Here is a 17,132-nt window from a genome sequence, read left to right on the forward strand (position 1 = left end):
TCCGGATGAATTCCCCGCTCGATCAGTTCAAGCTGCCCCCAATGATGCAGACCTTCTAATAGAGTATGGTAAGCATCCAGGCCCCGCTCTTCCTTCAAGAGCATCTTGGCATCCATATACTTTTGTAAGAAGTGGGCAAATCCAATAAACAATTTTTGCTCCCGGAACGGTTCAGCAAACCTGAGGAAATCACGGCGCAGATTGGACAGGCGATCTTGGTCGTCTTTTATGATATCTCCTTCTAGGAAGCATTTGATCAATACTTTATGTGTGCCGCTCAGGAGTTCCCGATGCAAATCGTCCAGCCCGATGCTTATCACCTGGCAGCGTTCCCCGCCTACAATAGAATGCTGGATGGGAGGCTCATCAGGTGTTCCGTCATACACGACAACAATATTGACCTCAAAATCGTAAACAAGCAATCCTTGCTGCCTTTTGTCCGAATTACGGTATGCTATCGCCCCTACAGCATCCTCATCAACCGTATTTCCATAGTAAAAAGAAAAGTTGGTTAATTCCACGTTTCCCTCCATACATTCCTTGGCGAATTTCAGCCATTTCAGTTATAATGTAATTCTACATGTCCATGTAAGTTCCTTCTTTTAGGAGATAAGATCTTATGAAGGCGATAAACGAATATATAAGATTTCATTTCTCGGTCACGTTATTTCATAAACAACTATTTGAATGACAGGAGTTTTCGAGCCATGATCTTTAAGAACGCAAAAATCAACGCCTTCCGCACTTGGGGATTGCTGCTGACGATGCTGGGTATGGGCCTTATGGTGCTTGGTACAGCCGGAATCGTATTCTTCGGCCAAGCAGGCAAAATATTTGCCGGAATCGGATTGGTGTTTGGCCTGATTATGATGCTGGGGAGTCTCGGCATTTACTTTTGGGCGGGTATGCTATCCACGAGTGCGGTCCAAATTCAGTGTCCGGAATGCAATAAATTGACCAAGATGTTGGGTAAAACCGACCGCTGCATGTTCTGCCATACGATTTTGACACTGGATCCAAGTCAGGCCAACATCACAGCAGAAGAGCTTGAAGCCCAGCAGACCAGATCCTAAAGTGATTTGCAGAAACTTGCTATCTCAATAGGATTTGCAACCTGTAAGACGATTAAACATAAAGAACCCGGTTATCCTCGTGATAACCGGGTTCTTTATTATGATATGAAAATAAGTCCTACTAATCTTTATTCATGTATCGTCTTCAGAACATGCCAGGTTTCCGGAATGGCAAAACTTCGGTTCCACGAAGCAATGCCGCCAAGCTTCAGCTTTTTGGCCATATTCACTCGGGATTGCAGAGAAGTGCCGTCCTCCATCCATATTTTCTTGATGGATTCTCCCTCCGTGAATTGGACATAATTCTGTCCTGTACCGGCATCAAGCGTACCTTTCACCTTCTGTTCCTTAAGCAAGGCCTGCAGCTTCTCCATTCCAATCGCTTTGGAGGACACCTTCGTCTCTCCCGCTTCGCTTGTTTCCGTCCAGACCCGTGTATATAGCGGTACGCCCAACACCAGCTTGGATGACGGTACCGCGTCCTCTTCCATGATTCGCCTTACCGACTGCTCGGCCCATGGCAGCGAGGATACGGATCCCGCTTTCGGACTCGCGGCCCAGTGCTCGTCATAAGCCATCACCATCATGTAATCAACCGTCTCTCCGAGTCGTTTCCGATCGAGAAAGAGCGACCACATCTCGCTGTTCGATTTTGGCGTAACATCAATGGAAACGATAAGCCCTCTGGCTTTGGCCAGCGGCTTCATCTCCCTCACGAACTGAACGACATGATCCTTATCTTTGGTATGAACATTTTCAAAGTCGATATTGATTCCGTCGAGTTTATATTGTTTGGCATAAGCCAGCATCTGCTTGATAATATGCGATCTTCTATCAAAAGTAGACAGCGCCTCGGTTGTCATATCCGGATCGAAGCTGTTGTCCATCAGACCCCAAACCTCCATGTTCCTGTTATGGGCCCAGCTTACATACTGCTTAACGGCTTTAGATTTGACCGTGCCTTCACCATCCACAATGCTAAACCAGGTCGGGCTGACCACATTGACACCGGGCAGTTCGCCAATGCTATCCGTGCTTGGATTTTTGTTATAAACAGCTTCCCATGCCAGATTGACCGACTTGTTCTTCCATTCCAGCTCTGCCCGCGAAGGAGTCTGCGCAAGCATCGGAATTTCCTTTACGTCCCCAAGTTTAACCTGCTCTTTAGGAACATATCCCGTATACCCGTTATCTGCCTGAACGAATAACCGCCCCTCTTCTTCAAGCCATACGCGAAGCCGCTCACCGGCCGGCATGTCAAATACAATCGGAGACTTCTTCTCCCCGCTCTCACGTAGAGCCACGGTTTCCTCAGGATTACCGGGTGCTGCTTCGGCAAGCTGAATCGAATCCCCCGCACGCATCAGAATAATGGCGCCTGTCGCCGAGTCCTCGTGAACACTCACGCCATAATGCTGTTTGAGCGGCTTAATCGGAACATAGGCAATGCCGTCAATCAGCTTAGGTGCGTAGGGAATGGTAACCGCCTTGCCATTCAGCTCGCCCTTCGTGCTCTCCATCTTCATGCGTAATACGGATTCCGAAGTCGTTACAAGGACGGATTCTGTTTCTTCCTCATAACGAATGTTGGCATCCACGCTCTCCTGAATAACCGTTATCGGCAGCAGCAGCTCTTCGCCGGAGCCCCGGGCAGGCTGTTCCTTTAGCTCTCCCTGAACAAAAATCGGCTTGTCCATTCCACGCCAATCCGGCACGGTATAGGTCTGGTTCGGAAATAATGTGGTGACAACCCACCAAGCGCCAGCCGCGACCAACAACAACCCCAGAAAGAAAGAGCCCCCTCTCGTGCGCCTCTTCTTTCCCCGATATCTTCTTCTTTCCAAACTACTCCCCCATTTCACTCTCGCTCATTACTAACTCCTTGACGCCAAATAGCGCCCTTAAAAATAAAAACGTGTGGAATGGTTCATTCCGCACGTTTATTTATAACAACCGGCGTCTATTGGCAGGACTTGCAGAGCCCATACAGCTCCATTCGTAGTCCCTTTACTTCAAACCCGGTGCTTTTCTCCGCTTGTATTCCAACATCTTCAAGGGACGGATAGCTGAAATCTTCAATTTTACCGCAACTCTGGCATATGACATGATGATGGTCCGATACGTTAGCGTCGAAACGACTCGAGTTGTCCCCGTACGTCAGCTCTCGCACCATGCCGGCTTCAATAAACATTTTTAGATTGTTGTATACTGTGGCTACGCTCATACTAGGAAAATTAGGTTCCAGAGCCCGATAAATATCATCCGCTGTCGGATGGCCCATAGATTCCACCAGATACGTTAAAATTGCATGACGTTGCGGCGTGATACGGACACCGGTCGTTTTCAGTTGTTCCAGCGCATGCTGTACGGAAGTTCCCATGGTTGCCCACCGCCTTCAAGTTTTAACTGGGGTTACAAAACTTATATCGTTCTTAGCCTTCATTGTACGGCGTTTCTTGGATTGTTGTCAATCCGGGAGAGGCGTCCACCCCCCGCTGTTCCGGCCTTCCTCCTGTTCCGGATAGCTTCGGTAGATGTTCAGATTGCTGTTTCCCTCTATATGAATGGAATGTTCGCCTGTACCGGATTCGCCGGAAATGGTTTTCTGTTCAATCAGAAGATTGGGCAGCGTCGTCAGAATGCTGCCGTAGCTAATCGTCCCTTCAAGCTTGTAATCACCCTCGAGCGGAACGTGAAGATTCATCTCTCCAACCGCACTATACACATTCCAATCGCCACCAATACGGGTTGAACGTATAGCCACTCCACCATTGAGGGATTCAGCGCTTAATTGCGACTCTACCCCGCTGATCAGAATGTTGCCGTTTCTCGTCTGAACCCGGATATGATCGGTCGTTCGCTTTACCGTCATATTCCCCACTTGCGTGGTCAAATCCGTTTCGCCCGTAATGTCGACAGCCAGCATATTCCCCCGGTTAGTGGACATTTTAATATGACCGGTAACGCCGCGCGCCGTAATATCGCCATTTAAGGTCTTGCCCGTAACATTTCCATAAATCCGATCCATCGTAATCGGTCCATTACCGCTCTCCAGCAAAATATTCTCAATCGCTTCCACGCGGTTTAAGGTTATGGCTCCGTTCATCGTCCGTATCTCAAAATTGAATCGTCGATCATCCGGAACCGCGATGTTCACATTCATACGGGGCTGCCGTTTGCCCGATTCTCCATAGGCCTTCCCCTTGGACCGAATCGTAATCGTCTTGCCTTCCCCCACTTCGATCGTCGACTGCTCGGCGATCGCTTCGGCTAAACCGGGCTGCTCCTGATCGACCCATACTTCCGTCTCCACCTTGATATCGTCTACATCCAGTCGTGTGATGGAGATGTCCCCGTTTAAGTGATCGACGATGATTTTCTCGGTTTCAAGCTCAACGGGAATCTCCAATATCGGCTTCTCGAACCGGTTACCTTCAGCTTCGCTGTAATCCACTCCCGCTGCCGTCAAATTCAGGCTCACCCGATTCCAGAGATGGAGAAAATGCTCCTGCTGGGAAATGACGAATACGGAGGCCGTAACAGCCACTGCCAGCAGAATCCCCCTCAAGTCAGGCCGAAACCGAAATTCTTTGCGTCTGCCCAAGAGACGCGACAGCGTGTACCTGACTATATATTCAACGCCGAACAGGATAAACAACAACGGCCACCAGCGCTGGAGCATAAATATATAATCCGTGCCTCTCCACTCGTCCAACAGCAATAATATGCCCGTGCATACAAGCAGCAAGGCGGCTGTATATCGTCCCACTCTAATTTTATGTTTCATCCGTCTCCTCCCCTCATCGGTTATCACCGTACCACTGTATGCGTTACAAGGATTTGCCCTTGTCTCTTCGGTGGCGGAGAGCTTCCCGGATCCCCGCCCATATCCCGATAACGATCAGCATGATAGCAGAGGCTTCCGCACCATAATCGCGGATTCCTGCCTGCAGCCAAGGCGGCTTCTGGTGAAACAAAATGAGCAGCGTCCCGGTAACAACCAACATGAGGCCAAAAGCGATTCCCCGCTCACCCCGGAACGGATGATTCCGTCCTGATCCGTCCTCGGAAGCAGCAGCCGCTGCCTCACCGCGTCTTTTTCGGGAAATAATATATTCCGCTGCCTGCAGCACGTCATACACGTTATAAAAATACCCCACCGGTATCAGAAGACCCAGAACGACAAGCAGCGGTACATTGATCTGCATTCCAATGGAAGAAAAATATAAAAGCGCCGATATGTCCAGCAGCAGCAACATTATAAATGTAATCCCCTTACGGTACATACCGAGGTACACATGACCCAGACCCGGAATGAGAGCGGCTAATAGAAGTGCATATAATTTCCGCTTTTTTCGCTGCAGCCCCGGGTGTCGCTTAACCTGGACCTGATGCCGTTTCTTCTTGCTGACTTGGGTTTGTGGTTCGGGTGTTAAATTCATAACCTTCTCGCCTCCTTCCAAACATCCTGGGACAGGCGCTGTTTTACGATGTTTTTCTTTGATAGTACCCCAACAAGGAGCTGAAGTAACTGGCAAAAAACTGGATAGACCGTCCGCAGAAAGCTGGCAAACCTACAAAAAAACGGCACCGCCGGTGGCTCAGCAGTAGCCGTTTGTTATGCTTCATTCCTATCCTATTCAGCCGTTACCATCGTTACATGGCCGATTCCCCGCAACTGCCGGGTGATCTCCATCGGTTCGAATTTGCGATCGGTCAAGACCTGCAGCGAGATTTCGAGCCCTAATACCGCAGGCTGCAGCTCCCCGTATGCCGCACCGCTTCGTTCGTTAACGATAAGCTTCTTGATCACGAATTCCTGTTCCTCCAGAACAGCGGATATGTCATCCAAAATATTCGGCGTATTTGCTGCGTGGACAGTAATCAGATGCAGTTTGCTGCCGCGGATGTAACGCTGCTCCAGCTTATTGAAGACAACCAGATTAAGAAGAATTAGCACCGTCGATACGATAGAGGCAAAATAAAAGCCGGCCCCAATCGCTAACCCCACGGCCCCCACAACCCAGATGGACGCAGCAGTGGTTAGTCCGGTAATGGATTTACCTGTAAACAGAATGGTACCGGCACCCAAGAAACCGATCCCTGTAATGACGGCCGTTGCCAAGCGCGCTGGATCAATCCGAACGTTAATCTCGTCTACAAAATCGGAGAAACCGTAAATGGATAACAGCATAATAAGCGTAGAACCCAAACATACCAATATATGCGTGCGCAGTCCTGCAGCATGGTTCGAACGTTCCCGTTCAAAACCGATCAAGCCGCCAAGCAGCATAGCCAGCAGCAATCTTAATAAAATGGATACATTATCTATCACCCAAGGATTATTCAAAAGAACGATACTCCCCTCACGTCTGCTTCAGTCGCTTATGCTTTATCATTCATTGTATATGAAGATGGAACTCGGTCAATTCCACACCCGGAGCAACCTCAAAAGCGTGATTTTTAACAAACCCGAATTTCTCATACAAGGTTACCGCAGGCGTATTGCGCGTCCCTGTTGAGACCACGAACATGGGCGCCTCCTTATAGGATTCCAACACGTGGCGAATTAATGTCCCCGCGATCCCTTTGCGAAAATGACCCGGATGGACCATCATTCGTGATATGGTGACCTGCTCCTGTTCCGGCTCGACTGCGATTGCTCCGATAAGATCTCCTTCTTCATTAATATAACCAAAAAAGGTTTCCCCGCTCGAACGGATCGTATCGAAGGTATCCTGCAGCGGAGGGATTTCCGAGAATCCGATTAATTCAGCTTCCAAAGGGTACGCCATGTGCTGCAGACTCCATATCTGCTGGACGGTATCCCTATCCTCCAAAGATAATGCTCTTATCATATATTCATCCCCTGACCAAGTTATTATAAGAAAAGCGTCTATCGACGTGCTCTCAAAAGAAGAAAGACCGCGTTTAGCGGAAGTTTTTCTTGCGATATCAGGCAGCAGACCCTCCGAAAGTTTATACTTTCCGATATCTTAAAAAGGAACTTGCCCCTGATGCGGGGCAAGCTCCCATTACCTAAAAAACAATTCGAAGAACATGACGGATACACGTTGATTATCCGTTCAGCACCTCAACCAGCAGTTTGTTGGCCAGCGCAGGATTGGCTTTTCCCTTGCTCTCTTTCATCACTTGACCCACCAGGAAGCCGATCGCTTTCTGTTTACCTGCTTTGTAGTCCTCCACGGATTGCGGATTGTTTGCAACCACCTGCTCGACAATGCTCTTGATCGCACCTTCATCGCTGATTTGGACAAGGCCCTTCTCCTCAACGATTTGCGCAGGCAGCTTGCCGCTCTCCAGCATCTCTTTGAAGACGGTTTTGGCGATTTTGCTGCTGATGGTTCCCTTCTCGATCAATCCGATCATCTCGCCCAGGCCCTGGCCCGTGATCTTCACTTCAGACAGCTCCAGATTGTTCGAATTCAAATAACCCAGCAAATCTCCCATGATCCAGTTCGATACGGATTTAGCATCCTTCGTATAGTTCAAGCTGTCCTCGAAGAAGTCGGCGAGCAGCTTGGACGACGTGATGACCGCGGCATCATAATCCGGCAATCCATACTCCGATGCATAACGTGCCTTACGGGCATCCGGAAGCTCCGGAATCGTCGCACGAACGGCCTCTTTCCACTCTTCGCTAATATGCACCGATACCAAATCCGGGTCCGGGAAATAACGGTAGTCGTGCGCCTGCTCCTTCCCGCGCATGGAGAAGGTTTTTGCCTGCGCTTCGTCCCAGCGGCGGGTTTCCTGTACGATCACGCCGCCCTCATCGAGAATTTCCGTTTGCCGGTACTGCTCATATTCCAAGCCGCGCTGTACGCCGCGGAAGGAGTTCATATTCTTCAGCTCGGCCTTCGTGCCGAGTTCCTTCTGTCCCCATGGACGAAGACTGATGTTAGCGTCGCAGCGAAGCGACCCTTCTTCCATCTTCACGTCCGATACGTCGCAGTATTGCATAATCGCACGCATTTTCTCCAGATAAGCTTTGGCTTCCTCCGGCGTTGAGATCTCAGGCTCAGACACGATCTCAACCAGCGGCGTTCCAACGCGGTTAAAGTCAACCAGCGAGGCATAACCGCCATCCACGTGCGTGAGTTTACCTGCATCCTCCTCCAGATGAAGCCGGGTAATCCCGATTCGCTTCGTCTTTCCGTCCACCTCAATATCGATCCAGCCGTTCTCACCGATCGGCTGATCGTACTGGGAAATCTGGTATGCTTTCGGGGAATCCGGGTAGAAGTAATTCTTGCGGTCAAATTTGCTGACATCGCCGATGGTGCAGTTCAGCGCCATCGCAGCCTTCATGGCATATTCCACAGCCTGGCGGTTTAATACGGGCAGCACGCCGGGATGGCCAAGACAGATGGGACATGTATGTGTGTTCGGCGGGGCTCCAAACGCAGTGGAGCAGCCGCAAAATATTTTGGAATTCGTATGCAGCTCTACGTGCACTTCCAATCCGATAACCGTTTCATATTTTGATGTAGACATCGATTGTTTCCCTCCTTCTCTGCCGCCGGTTTACAGTTCAGGCCGCCGTTTGTGGTGTTCAGTATTTTGCTCATAGGCATGCGCGACGCGCAGTACGGTCGACTCATCAAAGGCTTTGCCGATGATTTGCATACCTACAGGCAGTCCGTCCGCGAATCCGCAAGGAATACTGACTGCCGGCACACCTGCCAAGCTGACAGGAATCGTCAGGATATCATTCAAATACATCGTCAGCGGATCGTCGACCTGAGCTCCGAGCTTGAAAGCCGTAGTCGGAGCCGTAGGTCCGATGATGACATCATATTGCTCGAATACTTTATCGAAGTCCTGCTTGATAAGTGTACGGGCTTTCTGTGCCTTCAAATAATAGGCGTCGTAATAACCCGAGCTAAGCGCATAGGTACCCAGCATGATGCGGCGTTTCACCTCATCGCCGAAGCCTTGGCTGCGGGACTCATGATACAAGTCGATCAGGCTGCCTGCATTGTCGGAACGAACGCCATAGCGCACGCCGTCAAAGCGGGCCAGGTTCGACGAGGCTTCCGAAGAAGCGAGCAAATAATATGTTGCTACCGCATAGTCGGTATGCGGGAGGGAAACTTCATCCCAGGTAGCGCCCATCGCTTCGAGCACCTTCAGTGCGTTCAGGACAGTTTCCTTCACTTCAGCGTCAACGCCCTCGCCCAGGTATTCCTTAGGCACAGCAATGCGAAGACCGGTAACGTCTCCGGATAATGCGCTCAGATAGTCGGGCACGTCCACTTTGGCAGATGTCGAATCCATCGGATCGTAACCGGCAATGGCTTGCAGGACATAAGCGGAATCTTCCACATTTTTCGTCAAAGGCCCGATCTGATCCAGCGATGATGCAAAGGCAACAAGGCCGAAACGGGATACGAGGCCATAGGTTGGCTTCAGTCCCACGACACCGCAATAAGAGGCAGGCTGCCTGATGGAGCCGCCTGTATCCGACCCCAACGCAAAGTAGGCTTCACCTGCAGCTACGGCCGCAGCCGAGCCGCCGCTTGACCCGCCGGGTACCCGCTCTAAATCCCATGGGTTGCGCACGGGATAGAAGCTGGAATTCTCATTGGAGCCTCCCATTGCAAACTCGTCCATGTTCAGCTTGCCGATTGTCACCGTATCCGCTGCACGCAATTTACCGACAACCGTTGCATCATAAACCGGCGTGAAATTGGACAAAAACTGACTAGCGCATGTGGTGCGAAGTCCTTCTGTCACGATATTATCCTTGATTCCGACAGGAAGCCCGAACAACAGTCCACGCGTTCCCTCTGAAGCCAGCCTCTCATCCAAAGCCTTGGCGGATGAACGAGCGCCTTCTTCGTCCAAAGTAATAAATGCCTTCACCCGATCCTCACGTTCGGAAATACGGGTAAAAGCTTGGTCAACCAGATCGGTTACGGAAAGCTCCTTATTCTGCAGCTTATTATGTATCTCCGTTAACTTGTAATCAAACAGACTCAAGTGTGTATCCTCCCTTCAGGCTATTCCAAAACAGCAGGTACTTTAATTTGATCGTCTTCTTCATCCGGTGCGTTAAGCAGCACCTTCTCAATAGGTAAACTCTCGCGCACCTCGTCTTCTCTCATGACATTGCTGAGATGAAGCACGTGTGTAGTCGGCTCAACACCTTCTGTATCCAATTCATTTAACTTCTCGGCATATTGTAAAATCGCATTCAGTTGGCCGGTAAACATCTGCTCTTCTTCAGGCGTCAAATTCAAACGGGCCAACTTCGCTACATGCTGAACATCCTTATCGGTAATGCTCATGGCTTTACATCCTCCTTCATGCCCCTATCCAGTTAAAGGGGTAAAGTCTGTCACGACAACTTTTCTCATTATATTGTAGAAGCATGCAAGATTCAATCCAAACAGCTTGAAGCTTGCTGCTTCGAAGTTACTTTTCCATTCCATCAAAAAAAGAGTCGGCCTCAGCCGACTCTTCTAAATCCAAGCACGAAGATTCACTTGTTTGATGAAATCCGCCTGGGATATTGCTTCCTTGGTTTCTTCTTCCTCTTCAACACTTTCCAACTCGCCGTTCATCACTTGATGAAACAGCTTCTCATTATATGTCGACAGGGCGAAATCGATGAGCGCTTCCCGCTCGACCCGCTCAGCTTCCTGCTTCAACACGATTGATTCCAGCTCGACATCATCTGCCGGAACAAAAAAATTACGGTTGAGGCTCGGAATCCGAATGACGTAATCGAACGCATTGTCCGGATTTCGGTCATAAGCGATGATATAACCGTATTGACCGATTGGAAGATTCTGCTCAAAGGCGTCCGCAACGATTGTAATCTTTTCCCCTAAACGCAGCATCGTCTACCTCCTGAGTGTCTATCCTTTTTTAAGAGATAAGAAAATATAAACTTCAGAGGTTTATCATCCTTATCTCGCAAGAAAAACTTCCGCTAAATACGGTCTCTCTTCCGATAACGTACGTCGATGACGTTTTTCTTGTCTTCATAGTCTACTAAAAAAAGATAGAGATGTCCATGTGATTCAGATAAAACCTGAATCTCCCATGAAAACTAGGATTGCGGGGACAGCGGACTCCTTCTAAGCAGCCTCGCGGCAACGATAATCGACACCGCCATAATCAGCATGGCAACGAGTACCGGTGACCACGCGCTGCTCCCTGCGCCAAGAATTCGCTCAGCGGCCATGCTGCTTAAACGGCCCGGACTCCATAGAACGCGGGAGGGCAGCAAACCGGATAAGAGCGAAAGTACACCGGCAACTGCCAAGCTGATGAAGGCCGCAGCCGGCCCGCGAAGGACGGCACCGAGGGGCAGCACAAGCGTTACGATCCAGGCCAGCCATACAGCATATAAGCCCCCGCCGCTGGTAACCGATCCCCATTCCAAAGGACCGATGAGCTGATACGTGTAATATGCAGCACCGCCAAGTCCAATCGCAAAAGAAACGACCAGCAGCGTCATCAAGGCGGCCCATTTGGCAGACATCATGGGGATCGTGGATACCGAGCGGGCGAGAACAAGCTCAGCCGTGCCGGTGGCTCGCTCCCCTGCTACCGTGTTCATTCCCGCCAGCACAAGCACCAGCAGGCCGATGGTGCTGAATTGGCTCAAGGTTGATGCCATGACATTCTCGGCGGACGGGACGGTAAATAATGCCGCCGCTTCCGGGGGCAATTCCCCGGCCATGGTCAGGATATCCGGCAAATAATAGGTGGAAACCGGCTGCATAATGCCAAGAAGCAGAAAGACTGCAGGTACCCAAATCCATTTATAGGTCCGGCTTGCCTCGAGCATTTCTTTTTGATAATAAATCCAGAACGACTTCATGAGCCCACCACCTTCATAAACATATCCTCGAGCGAAGACGTGCCTGCTTCAAAACGAAGCAGCTCGATTTCGTCATCGGCAAGCTCCTTGATTAAAGCAGCCCGCGCAAGATCCATATCCGTCACCATCAGCTTGGCGCCGCGTTTGCCGAGTTCGATCTCATGCACATAAGGACGGTTCACAAGACTGTCGAGCCAAGCAACCTCCCGCTCCCCCGGTTCAACCTCAATCGATAGGACCGGCTGGCGATATTTCGTGCGAAGTTCGCTAAGCGCGCCTTTCTCCGCAATTTCCCCGTCTACCATCAGTACCATGTCATCGCAGATTTCCTCCGCATCGTGAAGCACATGGGTTGAGAACAGAACGGTGACTTCCCCGCGCAAGCGGCCCAGCAGGTCCATAACCTCACGACGCCCGATCGGATCAAGCGCCGATACCGGCTCGTCCAGCATGATCAGCTCAGGCTTATGCACCAGCGCTTGAGCAATGCCAAGCCGCTGCTTCATTCCGCCGGAGTAACCGGATATTCGGCGTTTGGCTGCCTGCTCCAGGCCAACCATTTCAATGACTTCCCGACTTCGCTTATTAGCCTCTCGTCCGGATATTCCCGACAGCTTGGCGCTGAAAGACAAGTACTCCATGCCCGACATCCAGCTGTAAAACTTCGGATACTGAGGCAAGTAACCGGTCCGTTGACGCCAGCCGTTCGTTTGCGTATCGGCTGAACCATATCGGATCTCACCCCGGGTTGGAGGTATTAATCCAGCCAGCATCCGCAGTGTAGTTGTTTTGCCGGCACCATTAGGACCAAGCAGGGCCGTGCAGCTTCCTCGCTGCAATTCAAATGAAATGCCCTTAACCGGCGTGATGCTTCCTATGCTTTTGGTCAATTCATGAATGCTTAAAATTTTTTCCGTCAAGCTTCTCTCCTCCCCGCAACAAAATAAGCAACGCTGCCAAGAAGGTTACCCAGCAGTATAATCAACACCCATACCCATCTCGGTCCACGTATGTTTGCCGGCTCTGCCCGAAACAAAGATATCAGCCCCGTTACTGCGAGAATGGCTTGCAGCGCAAGAATCGGCCAGATCAATCCCCAATTAATTTCCATAATAATCCCCCATGTTCCGTATATAATGAAGAAACTTAAGACTTGCGGTCATCTTTGTGGATGACGAATATCCAGTAAAAGAGCAGCGGCAGCGGCATTGTCGTAGACCCCCATATCCCCCAGAACCAAGCCATCTTGCCAAGCCCCCGCTTCCTCGCATCCAAGAAAAGCCATGTCCCTTGAATCAGCACAAGCACAACGGCAAGGATGATCACTCCCAGCGGGCTCTCGTTAACTTCATTCATCAGATCCCCTTCTTTCCGGCAGATCTCAGACTCTTGGAAAAAACAAGAACGGAAATCCCGGCAACCATGCCGAACCCGTGAATAAACAGAAGGATCTTCGGCGCCGCCAAGGCAGCCATCAATCCGCCACCAACGATAAAGAGTGAAATCAGAAGAAAGAGCAGCAATTCGTATTTCATCCGCCGCCGCTTGCGCTCCAAGGTATGAACGGCCAGCGTATGCAATCCTTCCAGGGATGGGGATGGCGCATCCTCAAACAATTGATCCACCCGCTCCATTTCTTTGGTAAATCCTTCAATCCATATTTCGTCCTCATGCTCAGGTCCTTTGACCATCGTCACCCATCTCCTTTCGCAGCTGTTTGATACCGTAGGCTGTTCGTGATTTCACCGTTCCTTCGGGAATACCGAGCATCGTTCCGATTTCATCATAGCTATAGCCGTAATAATGCTTCAGCAGGATGGCAATCCGGTGATCCTCAGATAAGCGGGATAATCCATTCAGCATATCCGTCCAATCTTCTCCCCGCCGCTCCATCTGCCAGCGCATCCGCCTTGCCGACTGAACCGCCTCCTGCTCCAGCCATTTCTTCTCCCGTTTCTTACGCCGGGTGCTATCGATGAACAACCGGGTAGCAATGGTAATCATCCAGGAGGAGAAGGACGAAGTCCCGTTATAACGGTTCATATTCTCCATGCATCGAACAATGGTATCCTGTGCAGTATCCTCTGCAACCATCGGGTCCATCGTCACTTTTAGCAAATATTTATAAAGAAAGGAATAATGCTGCTTGAACAGCAGCGCCATAGCCGCTGCATCTCCTAATTGCGCTTGTTGTATCAAGCCCTCTTCATCAGGGATCATGAAAAAATCATCACCTTCTTTCGCATTCCAACCGTAATACGATTAACAACAGCCAATCGTTCAAATGGAGTTTTATATTTATCCTGTACCGAATGATATCAATTATTAAAACCTATCATGACGGTAAGAAATTCATCGATATCTGTAAAAAACTCAAAAAAAAGCAGCCGACTAAAAATCGGCTGCCCTCTCCAATAGAAAGAATCCATTCAGTTCATGATGAGGGTGTCATGTTCGCATGTCGATCTATTGATTAAATCGTATAACCTGCAGCCGATGATGCCATGGCTGCTGCGCGATCCCTTCATCCTTCACCAGCCTGTCCCAGACAACTGAGGATATTTCCGTCTGAATCTGCCGGTGGAACTCCGGTTGACGATCAATCGCTTCGCTTCTTGTAACACTCCCGTTCAACAGCGATAGATGATCTTTCCTCACTGGCGCTTCCCCCTAATCACGTCCATGCCAAAAAACTCCCCATAAAATAAAAGAACGCAAACCGGGATGAATTCCACAGTCTGCGTGCTTCGCATGGGTAACAATTAATTAACCGTATTGTATCAATGTTGTCCAGGTTTGTCCAGACAAAGTTTCCCGATTTATGTCGGAAGCTATCTTATCGTCTGGCAGGAACGTAAGGATTCCGCTGCTTTTCATAACCGATGGTTGTTCGAGGACCATGGCCGGAATACACAACGACCTCATCCGGGAAGGTATACAGCGTATTTTGAATGGAATCAATCAAATCACGTTCACGGCCTCCAGGAAGGTCCGTTCGCCCAACCCCGAGACGGAACAGCACATCGCCGGAAAACAGATCATTTCCACACTTAAAGCTTACACTTCCGGGGGAATGTCCCGGTGTATGAAAGACGCTGAAGGTATGTCCGATGAGCTGCAGCTCAAGTCCATCCGCCAAATCGTACTCAGCCGGCTCGGTGGACAACGGTTCCGTTACCTGCGGCCACATCATCGAGCCGTTAAGCTTCGGATTGGACAGCCATTCACTCTCCAGGGTGTGCAGGTAAACAGGACAGCCCTTCAGCTTGCGGATCTCCTCAACGCCCCCCATGTGGTCGAAATGCGCATGGGTCAGCAGGATCGCTTCAATCTCCAAATCGGCTATTCGCTTCACAAGCGGCCCCGGGTTCATGCCAGGATCGATAATGATCGCTTTGCCTTCTACAGGCCCTGTCAGTAAATATGCATTCGTCTGAAGCGGTCCTAAATTAAAGGTCTCAATATGAAGTGTCATGATTAGAACCCTGACATCAGTTCACGCAATTCCTTAATGATGGCAGCGTGGAACTCATACCCTTCCCCGTAGGCTTGAATAATGCTTTGCCGCGTGACCGCAAGGTTGTCCTGATAGTCCGATGCTTCACGATCCGGATTGTTCTGCTTGAACTCAATCATAAACTTCTGAACATGCGCCGGACGCGGTCCCCACGTGCCGAGAACATGTCCCCCGGTATCCGAAATAATAACAACCGGAATGGAACGGGCACCCATGGTCAGGAACTGATCCATGACGTCCAGATTCTCTTCCATAATCAGCACTTCCGTCTCAATTCCCGCGGTCTCCATCGCGCGAAATACGACAGGGATATTGCGCGCAACATCGCCGCACCAATCCGCTGCCAGAATGAGGACCCGCAGATCATCCCTGAAATTGAGGCTTTCAAAAAACTCTTTATCCTCTTCATTCTCCCAGACAAACTGTTCATATCCTGCCTTGAACGTCTCCTGGTTCTTCTGCATGCCGTCCATAAATTGCTGTGGAGATATGCCTGTCCCCAAATGATTTGCCATATTCATACTCATTCGTTATTTCGACCTCGCCTTCGATGATTTTATCCATTTTATCAGAAAATAAAGAATCATGACGGCCAATGCCCCCAGCAGAATTTCCTGCACGTACGGACCTGCCTTCTCGTCAATATGCTCCCATTGATCGCCTAGAAGCAATCCGAGGTATAAGAATAATGCCGTCCATGGAATAACGGCTAGGGTGGTCAGCAGCGTAAACCTTCCCACAGGCATCTTGGATATGCCTGCCGGTATGGAAATCGCATGCCGTACCACCGGTACAAACCGTGCCGTAAATATAACGCCGGTACCATACTTGCCGAACCATTCTTCAGCGTAATCGATATGCTTCTTCTTAATCAATATGTACTTCCCGTACTTCTCCAAAAAGGGCCTGCCTCCGTAACGGCCGATCCAATAGATAAACAACTGTGCGAGCACGCCGCCAACGGTCCCAAAAATCATGGCTCCGATAAAGTTAACTTCACCTAGGGATACCAGATAACCGCCATAGGCAAGTACAATCTCGCTTGGAATGACCTCCACCATTAAACCTATCATGATTCCAAAATAGCCCAGCTGCTGGATCCATTCAAACAATCGGCCTACAGCCTCGTATAAGAATTCCACGCTTGTCCCCCGCTTTCTTCCTGCGTTGATTTCTTATACTAGCCTATTCTAACACAGCTCAGGACATGCCTTCTACTGCGCCCAATTATAGGCGGCACAGTGACTTTCGCCCGTTTCGGGACATATGGTGAAGCAAAGGAGTGAGTTACGCATGCATTCTCCCCATGCCAAACAACCGGGCAGCAAGCCCCCCTCCCCGCGCGGTATACGGCGGGCCTGCAGCAAAGAATTATACCGCACGACCAAACGTCTCAAGCTGTACCTTCCTCCGGAATCCTTGAAGCAAGGCGAAGAATTGTATTACCGGAAGGTGATAGGCAATTTGATCTGGATCCACGAAAACTACAGCAATAAGAAGCTTTTGTGCGACTGGTGGGAAAAGGAAGTCTGCGGCGAACTGGCCGAGCTATGGGAGGTTCCGGAACGTCAGTTGGCCTCGGCCTTCCGGGATGCCTTCGGCGGATAACATTGCCCTTCCTTGTACTAGCAACTATCCTGAACGGGCAGGCACGCGATAAGCTGCTATAGATTGCGACACACGA

General features: G+C 50.0%; 23 protein-coding genes (1 of these 23 cut by a window edge). 2 read left to right on the plus strand and 21 right to left on the minus strand.

The features are described from left to right. Positions 1-521: the 5' portion of a nucleotidyltransferase-like protein gene (locus tag MKX98_RS29090; RefSeq protein WP_220683897.1), read on the minus strand. 358 nt of this gene lie to the left of the window's left edge; only the first 521 of its 879 coding nucleotides appear in the window; its start codon is at positions 519-521; its stop codon lies off the left edge, out of view. A 186-nt stretch (positions 522-707) separates the two neighbouring features. Here MKX98_RS29090 and MKX98_RS29095 point away from each other — a divergent pair, with 186 nt between their 5' ends. Continuing rightward, positions 708-1,073, plus strand: a complete 366-nt coding sequence (locus MKX98_RS29095; RefSeq protein WP_071219578.1) for a YgzB family protein — start codon at positions 708-710, stop codon at positions 1,071-1,073. Positions 1,074-1,201: 128 nt separating this feature from the next. Here MKX98_RS29095 and MKX98_RS29100 read toward each other — a convergent pair whose 3' ends face one another. The 20 genes from MKX98_RS29100 to MKX98_RS29195 all read right to left on the minus strand — a co-directional run bounded on the left by MKX98_RS29100 (position 1,202) and on the right by MKX98_RS29195 (position 16,590). Further along, positions 1,202-2,917: a glycosyl hydrolase family 18 protein gene (locus MKX98_RS29100; RefSeq protein WP_339219854.1), complete on the minus strand. Its 1,716-nt coding sequence runs from the start codon at positions 2,915-2,917 to the stop codon at positions 1,202-1,204. A gap of 116 nt (positions 2,918-3,033) precedes the next feature. Continuing rightward, complete coding sequence (gene perR, locus MKX98_RS29105) at positions 3,034-3,453, minus strand: peroxide-responsive transcriptional repressor PerR (RefSeq protein ID WP_071219580.1); 420 nt, start codon at positions 3,451-3,453, stop codon at positions 3,034-3,036. Positions 3,454-3,540: 87 nt separating this feature from the next. Further along, positions 3,541-4,860, minus strand: a complete 1,320-nt coding sequence (locus MKX98_RS29110) for a DUF4097 family beta strand repeat-containing protein (protein WP_220683895.1) — start codon at positions 4,858-4,860, stop codon at positions 3,541-3,543. 43 nt (positions 4,861-4,903) lie between these two features. Beyond that, positions 4,904-5,515 carry a hypothetical protein gene (locus MKX98_RS29115; protein WP_194544572.1) on the minus strand — a complete coding sequence of 204 codons (612 nt, stop codon included), beginning with the start codon at positions 5,513-5,515 and terminating at the stop codon, positions 4,904-4,906. 194 nt (positions 5,516-5,709) lie between these two features. Then, positions 5,710-6,423, minus strand: a complete 714-nt coding sequence (locus MKX98_RS29120; protein WP_071219583.1) for an MgtC/SapB family protein — start codon at positions 6,421-6,423, stop codon at positions 5,710-5,712. 49 nt (positions 6,424-6,472) lie between these two features. Further along, on the minus strand, positions 6,473-6,931 hold the full coding sequence (locus MKX98_RS29125; protein ID WP_071219584.1) for a GNAT family N-acetyltransferase: 459 nt from the start codon (positions 6,929-6,931) through the stop codon (positions 6,473-6,475). Between the two features lie 220 nt (positions 6,932-7,151). After that, complete coding sequence (gene gatB / locus MKX98_RS29130) at positions 7,152-8,591, minus strand: Asp-tRNA(Asn)/Glu-tRNA(Gln) amidotransferase subunit GatB (RefSeq protein WP_071219585.1); 1,440 nt, start codon at positions 8,589-8,591, stop codon at positions 7,152-7,154. Positions 8,592-8,621: 30 nt separating this feature from the next. After that, on the minus strand, positions 8,622-10,079 hold the full coding sequence (gene gatA / locus MKX98_RS29135) for an Asp-tRNA(Asn)/Glu-tRNA(Gln) amidotransferase subunit GatA (protein WP_194544573.1): 1,458 nt from the start codon (positions 10,077-10,079) through the stop codon (positions 8,622-8,624). A gap of 20 nt (positions 10,080-10,099) precedes the next feature. Further along, complete coding sequence (gene gatC / locus MKX98_RS29140) at positions 10,100-10,387, minus strand: Asp-tRNA(Asn)/Glu-tRNA(Gln) amidotransferase subunit GatC (RefSeq protein WP_071219587.1); 288 nt, start codon at positions 10,385-10,387, stop codon at positions 10,100-10,102. A gap of 174 nt (positions 10,388-10,561) precedes the next feature. Continuing rightward, on the minus strand, positions 10,562-10,942 hold the full coding sequence (locus MKX98_RS29145; RefSeq protein WP_071219588.1) for an ATPase: 381 nt from the start codon (positions 10,940-10,942) through the stop codon (positions 10,562-10,564). Between the two features lie 212 nt (positions 10,943-11,154). Then, positions 11,155-11,931: an ABC transporter permease subunit gene (locus tag MKX98_RS29150; RefSeq protein ID WP_220683892.1), complete on the minus strand. Its 777-nt coding sequence runs from the start codon at positions 11,929-11,931 to the stop codon at positions 11,155-11,157. Beyond that, on the minus strand, positions 11,928-12,851 hold the full coding sequence (locus MKX98_RS29155; RefSeq protein WP_194544575.1) for an ABC transporter ATP-binding protein: 924 nt from the start codon (positions 12,849-12,851) through the stop codon (positions 11,928-11,930). The genes MKX98_RS29150 and MKX98_RS29155 overlap by 4 nt, the downstream gene beginning before the upstream one ends. Continuing rightward, a complete protein-coding gene (locus MKX98_RS29160; RefSeq protein WP_071219591.1) occupies positions 12,848-13,042 on the minus strand; it encodes a PLDc N-terminal domain-containing protein in 195 nt (64 codons plus the stop codon). The genes MKX98_RS29155 and MKX98_RS29160 overlap by 4 nt, the downstream gene beginning before the upstream one ends. A gap of 35 nt (positions 13,043-13,077) precedes the next feature. Further along, positions 13,078-13,287, minus strand: coding sequence for a hypothetical protein (locus MKX98_RS29165; RefSeq protein WP_220683890.1), 210 nt, complete (start codon positions 13,285-13,287; stop codon positions 13,078-13,080). Next, on the minus strand, positions 13,287-13,622 hold the full coding sequence (locus MKX98_RS29170) for a YxlC family protein (protein ID WP_071219593.1): 336 nt from the start codon (positions 13,620-13,622) through the stop codon (positions 13,287-13,289). The genes MKX98_RS29165 and MKX98_RS29170 overlap by 1 nt, the downstream gene beginning before the upstream one ends. Further along, positions 13,606-14,151: an RNA polymerase sigma factor SigY gene (gene sigY / locus MKX98_RS29175; protein ID WP_194544576.1), complete on the minus strand. Its 546-nt coding sequence runs from the start codon at positions 14,149-14,151 to the stop codon at positions 13,606-13,608. Before sigY ends, MKX98_RS29170 begins: the two co-directional genes overlap by 17 nt. A gap of 246 nt (positions 14,152-14,397) precedes the next feature. Beyond that, entirely contained in the window at positions 14,398-14,589 is a 192-nt protein-coding gene (locus MKX98_RS29180; protein WP_071219595.1) for a hypothetical protein, read from the minus strand. A 178-nt stretch (positions 14,590-14,767) separates the two neighbouring features. Then, positions 14,768-15,406 (minus strand): MBL fold metallo-hydrolase, encoded by a 639-nt coding sequence (locus tag MKX98_RS29185; RefSeq protein ID WP_194544577.1) that lies wholly within the window; start codon positions 15,404-15,406, stop codon positions 14,768-14,770. A gap of 2 nt (positions 15,407-15,408) precedes the next feature. Beyond that, a complete protein-coding gene (locus tag MKX98_RS29190) occupies positions 15,409-15,975 on the minus strand; it encodes a thioredoxin family protein (RefSeq protein ID WP_220683887.1) in 567 nt (188 codons plus the stop codon). A gap of 3 nt (positions 15,976-15,978) precedes the next feature. Next, complete coding sequence (locus MKX98_RS29195; RefSeq protein WP_194544579.1) at positions 15,979-16,590, minus strand: DedA family protein; 612 nt, start codon at positions 16,588-16,590, stop codon at positions 15,979-15,981. Positions 16,591-16,741: 151 nt separating this feature from the next. Here MKX98_RS29195 and MKX98_RS29200 point away from each other — a divergent pair, with 151 nt between their 5' ends. Beyond that, positions 16,742-17,056 carry a hypothetical protein gene (locus MKX98_RS29200; RefSeq protein WP_071219599.1) on the plus strand — a complete coding sequence of 105 codons (315 nt, stop codon included), beginning with the start codon at positions 16,742-16,744 and terminating at the stop codon, positions 17,054-17,056. The last annotated feature ends 76 nt before the right edge of the window (positions 17,057-17,132 follow it).

Origin of the sequence: Paenibacillus sp. FSL W7-1332 (assembly GCF_037969785.1) — a bacterium.
Lineage (GTDB): Bacteria > Bacillota > Bacilli > Paenibacillales > Paenibacillaceae > Paenibacillus_AQ.

Coding starts and splice junctions, on each gene's coding strand:
- MKX98_RS29095 (WP_071219578.1), top strand. CDS start 708: ATGATCTTTAAGAACGCAAAAATCAACGCCTTCCGCACTTGGGGATTG.
- perR (WP_071219580.1), bottom strand. CDS start 3,453: ATGGGAACTTCCGTACAGCATGCGCTGGAACAACTGAAAACGACCGGT.
- MKX98_RS29110 (WP_220683895.1), bottom strand. CDS start 4,860: ATGAAACATAAAATTAGAGTGGGACGATATACAGCCGCCTTGCTGCTT.
- MKX98_RS29115 (WP_194544572.1), bottom strand. CDS start 5,515: ATGAATTTAACACCCGAACCACAAACCCAAGTCAGCAAGAAGAAACGG.
- MKX98_RS29125 (WP_071219584.1), bottom strand. CDS start 6,931: ATGATAAGAGCATTATCTTTGGAGGATAGGGATACCGTCCAGCAGATA.
- gatB (WP_071219585.1), bottom strand. CDS start 8,591: ATGTCTACATCAAAATATGAAACGGTTATCGGATTGGAAGTGCACGTA.
- gatC (WP_071219587.1), bottom strand. CDS start 10,387: ATGAGCATTACCGATAAGGATGTTCAGCATGTAGCGAAGTTGGCCCGT.
- MKX98_RS29145 (WP_071219588.1), bottom strand. CDS start 10,942: ATGCTGCGTTTAGGGGAAAAGATTACAATCGTTGCGGACGCCTTTGAG.
- MKX98_RS29150 (WP_220683892.1), bottom strand. CDS start 11,931: ATGAAGTCGTTCTGGATTTATTATCAAAAAGAAATGCTCGAGGCAAGC.
- MKX98_RS29160 (WP_071219591.1), bottom strand. CDS start 13,042: ATGGAAATTAATTGGGGATTGATCTGGCCGATTCTTGCGCTGCAAGCC.
- MKX98_RS29165 (WP_220683890.1), bottom strand. CDS start 13,287: ATGAATGAAGTTAACGAGAGCCCGCTGGGAGTGATCATCCTTGCCGTT.
- MKX98_RS29170 (WP_071219593.1), bottom strand. CDS start 13,622: ATGGTCAAAGGACCTGAGCATGAGGACGAAATATGGATTGAAGGATTT.
- sigY (WP_194544576.1), bottom strand. CDS start 14,151: ATGATCCCTGATGAAGAGGGCTTGATACAACAAGCGCAATTAGGAGAT.
- MKX98_RS29185 (WP_194544577.1), bottom strand. CDS start 15,406: ATGACACTTCATATTGAGACCTTTAATTTAGGACCGCTTCAGACGAAT.
- MKX98_RS29190 (WP_220683887.1), bottom strand. CDS start 15,975: ATGAGTATGAATATGGCAAATCATTTGGGGACAGGCATATCTCCACAG.
- MKX98_RS29200 (WP_071219599.1), top strand. CDS start 16,742: ATGCATTCTCCCCATGCCAAACAACCGGGCAGCAAGCCCCCCTCCCCG.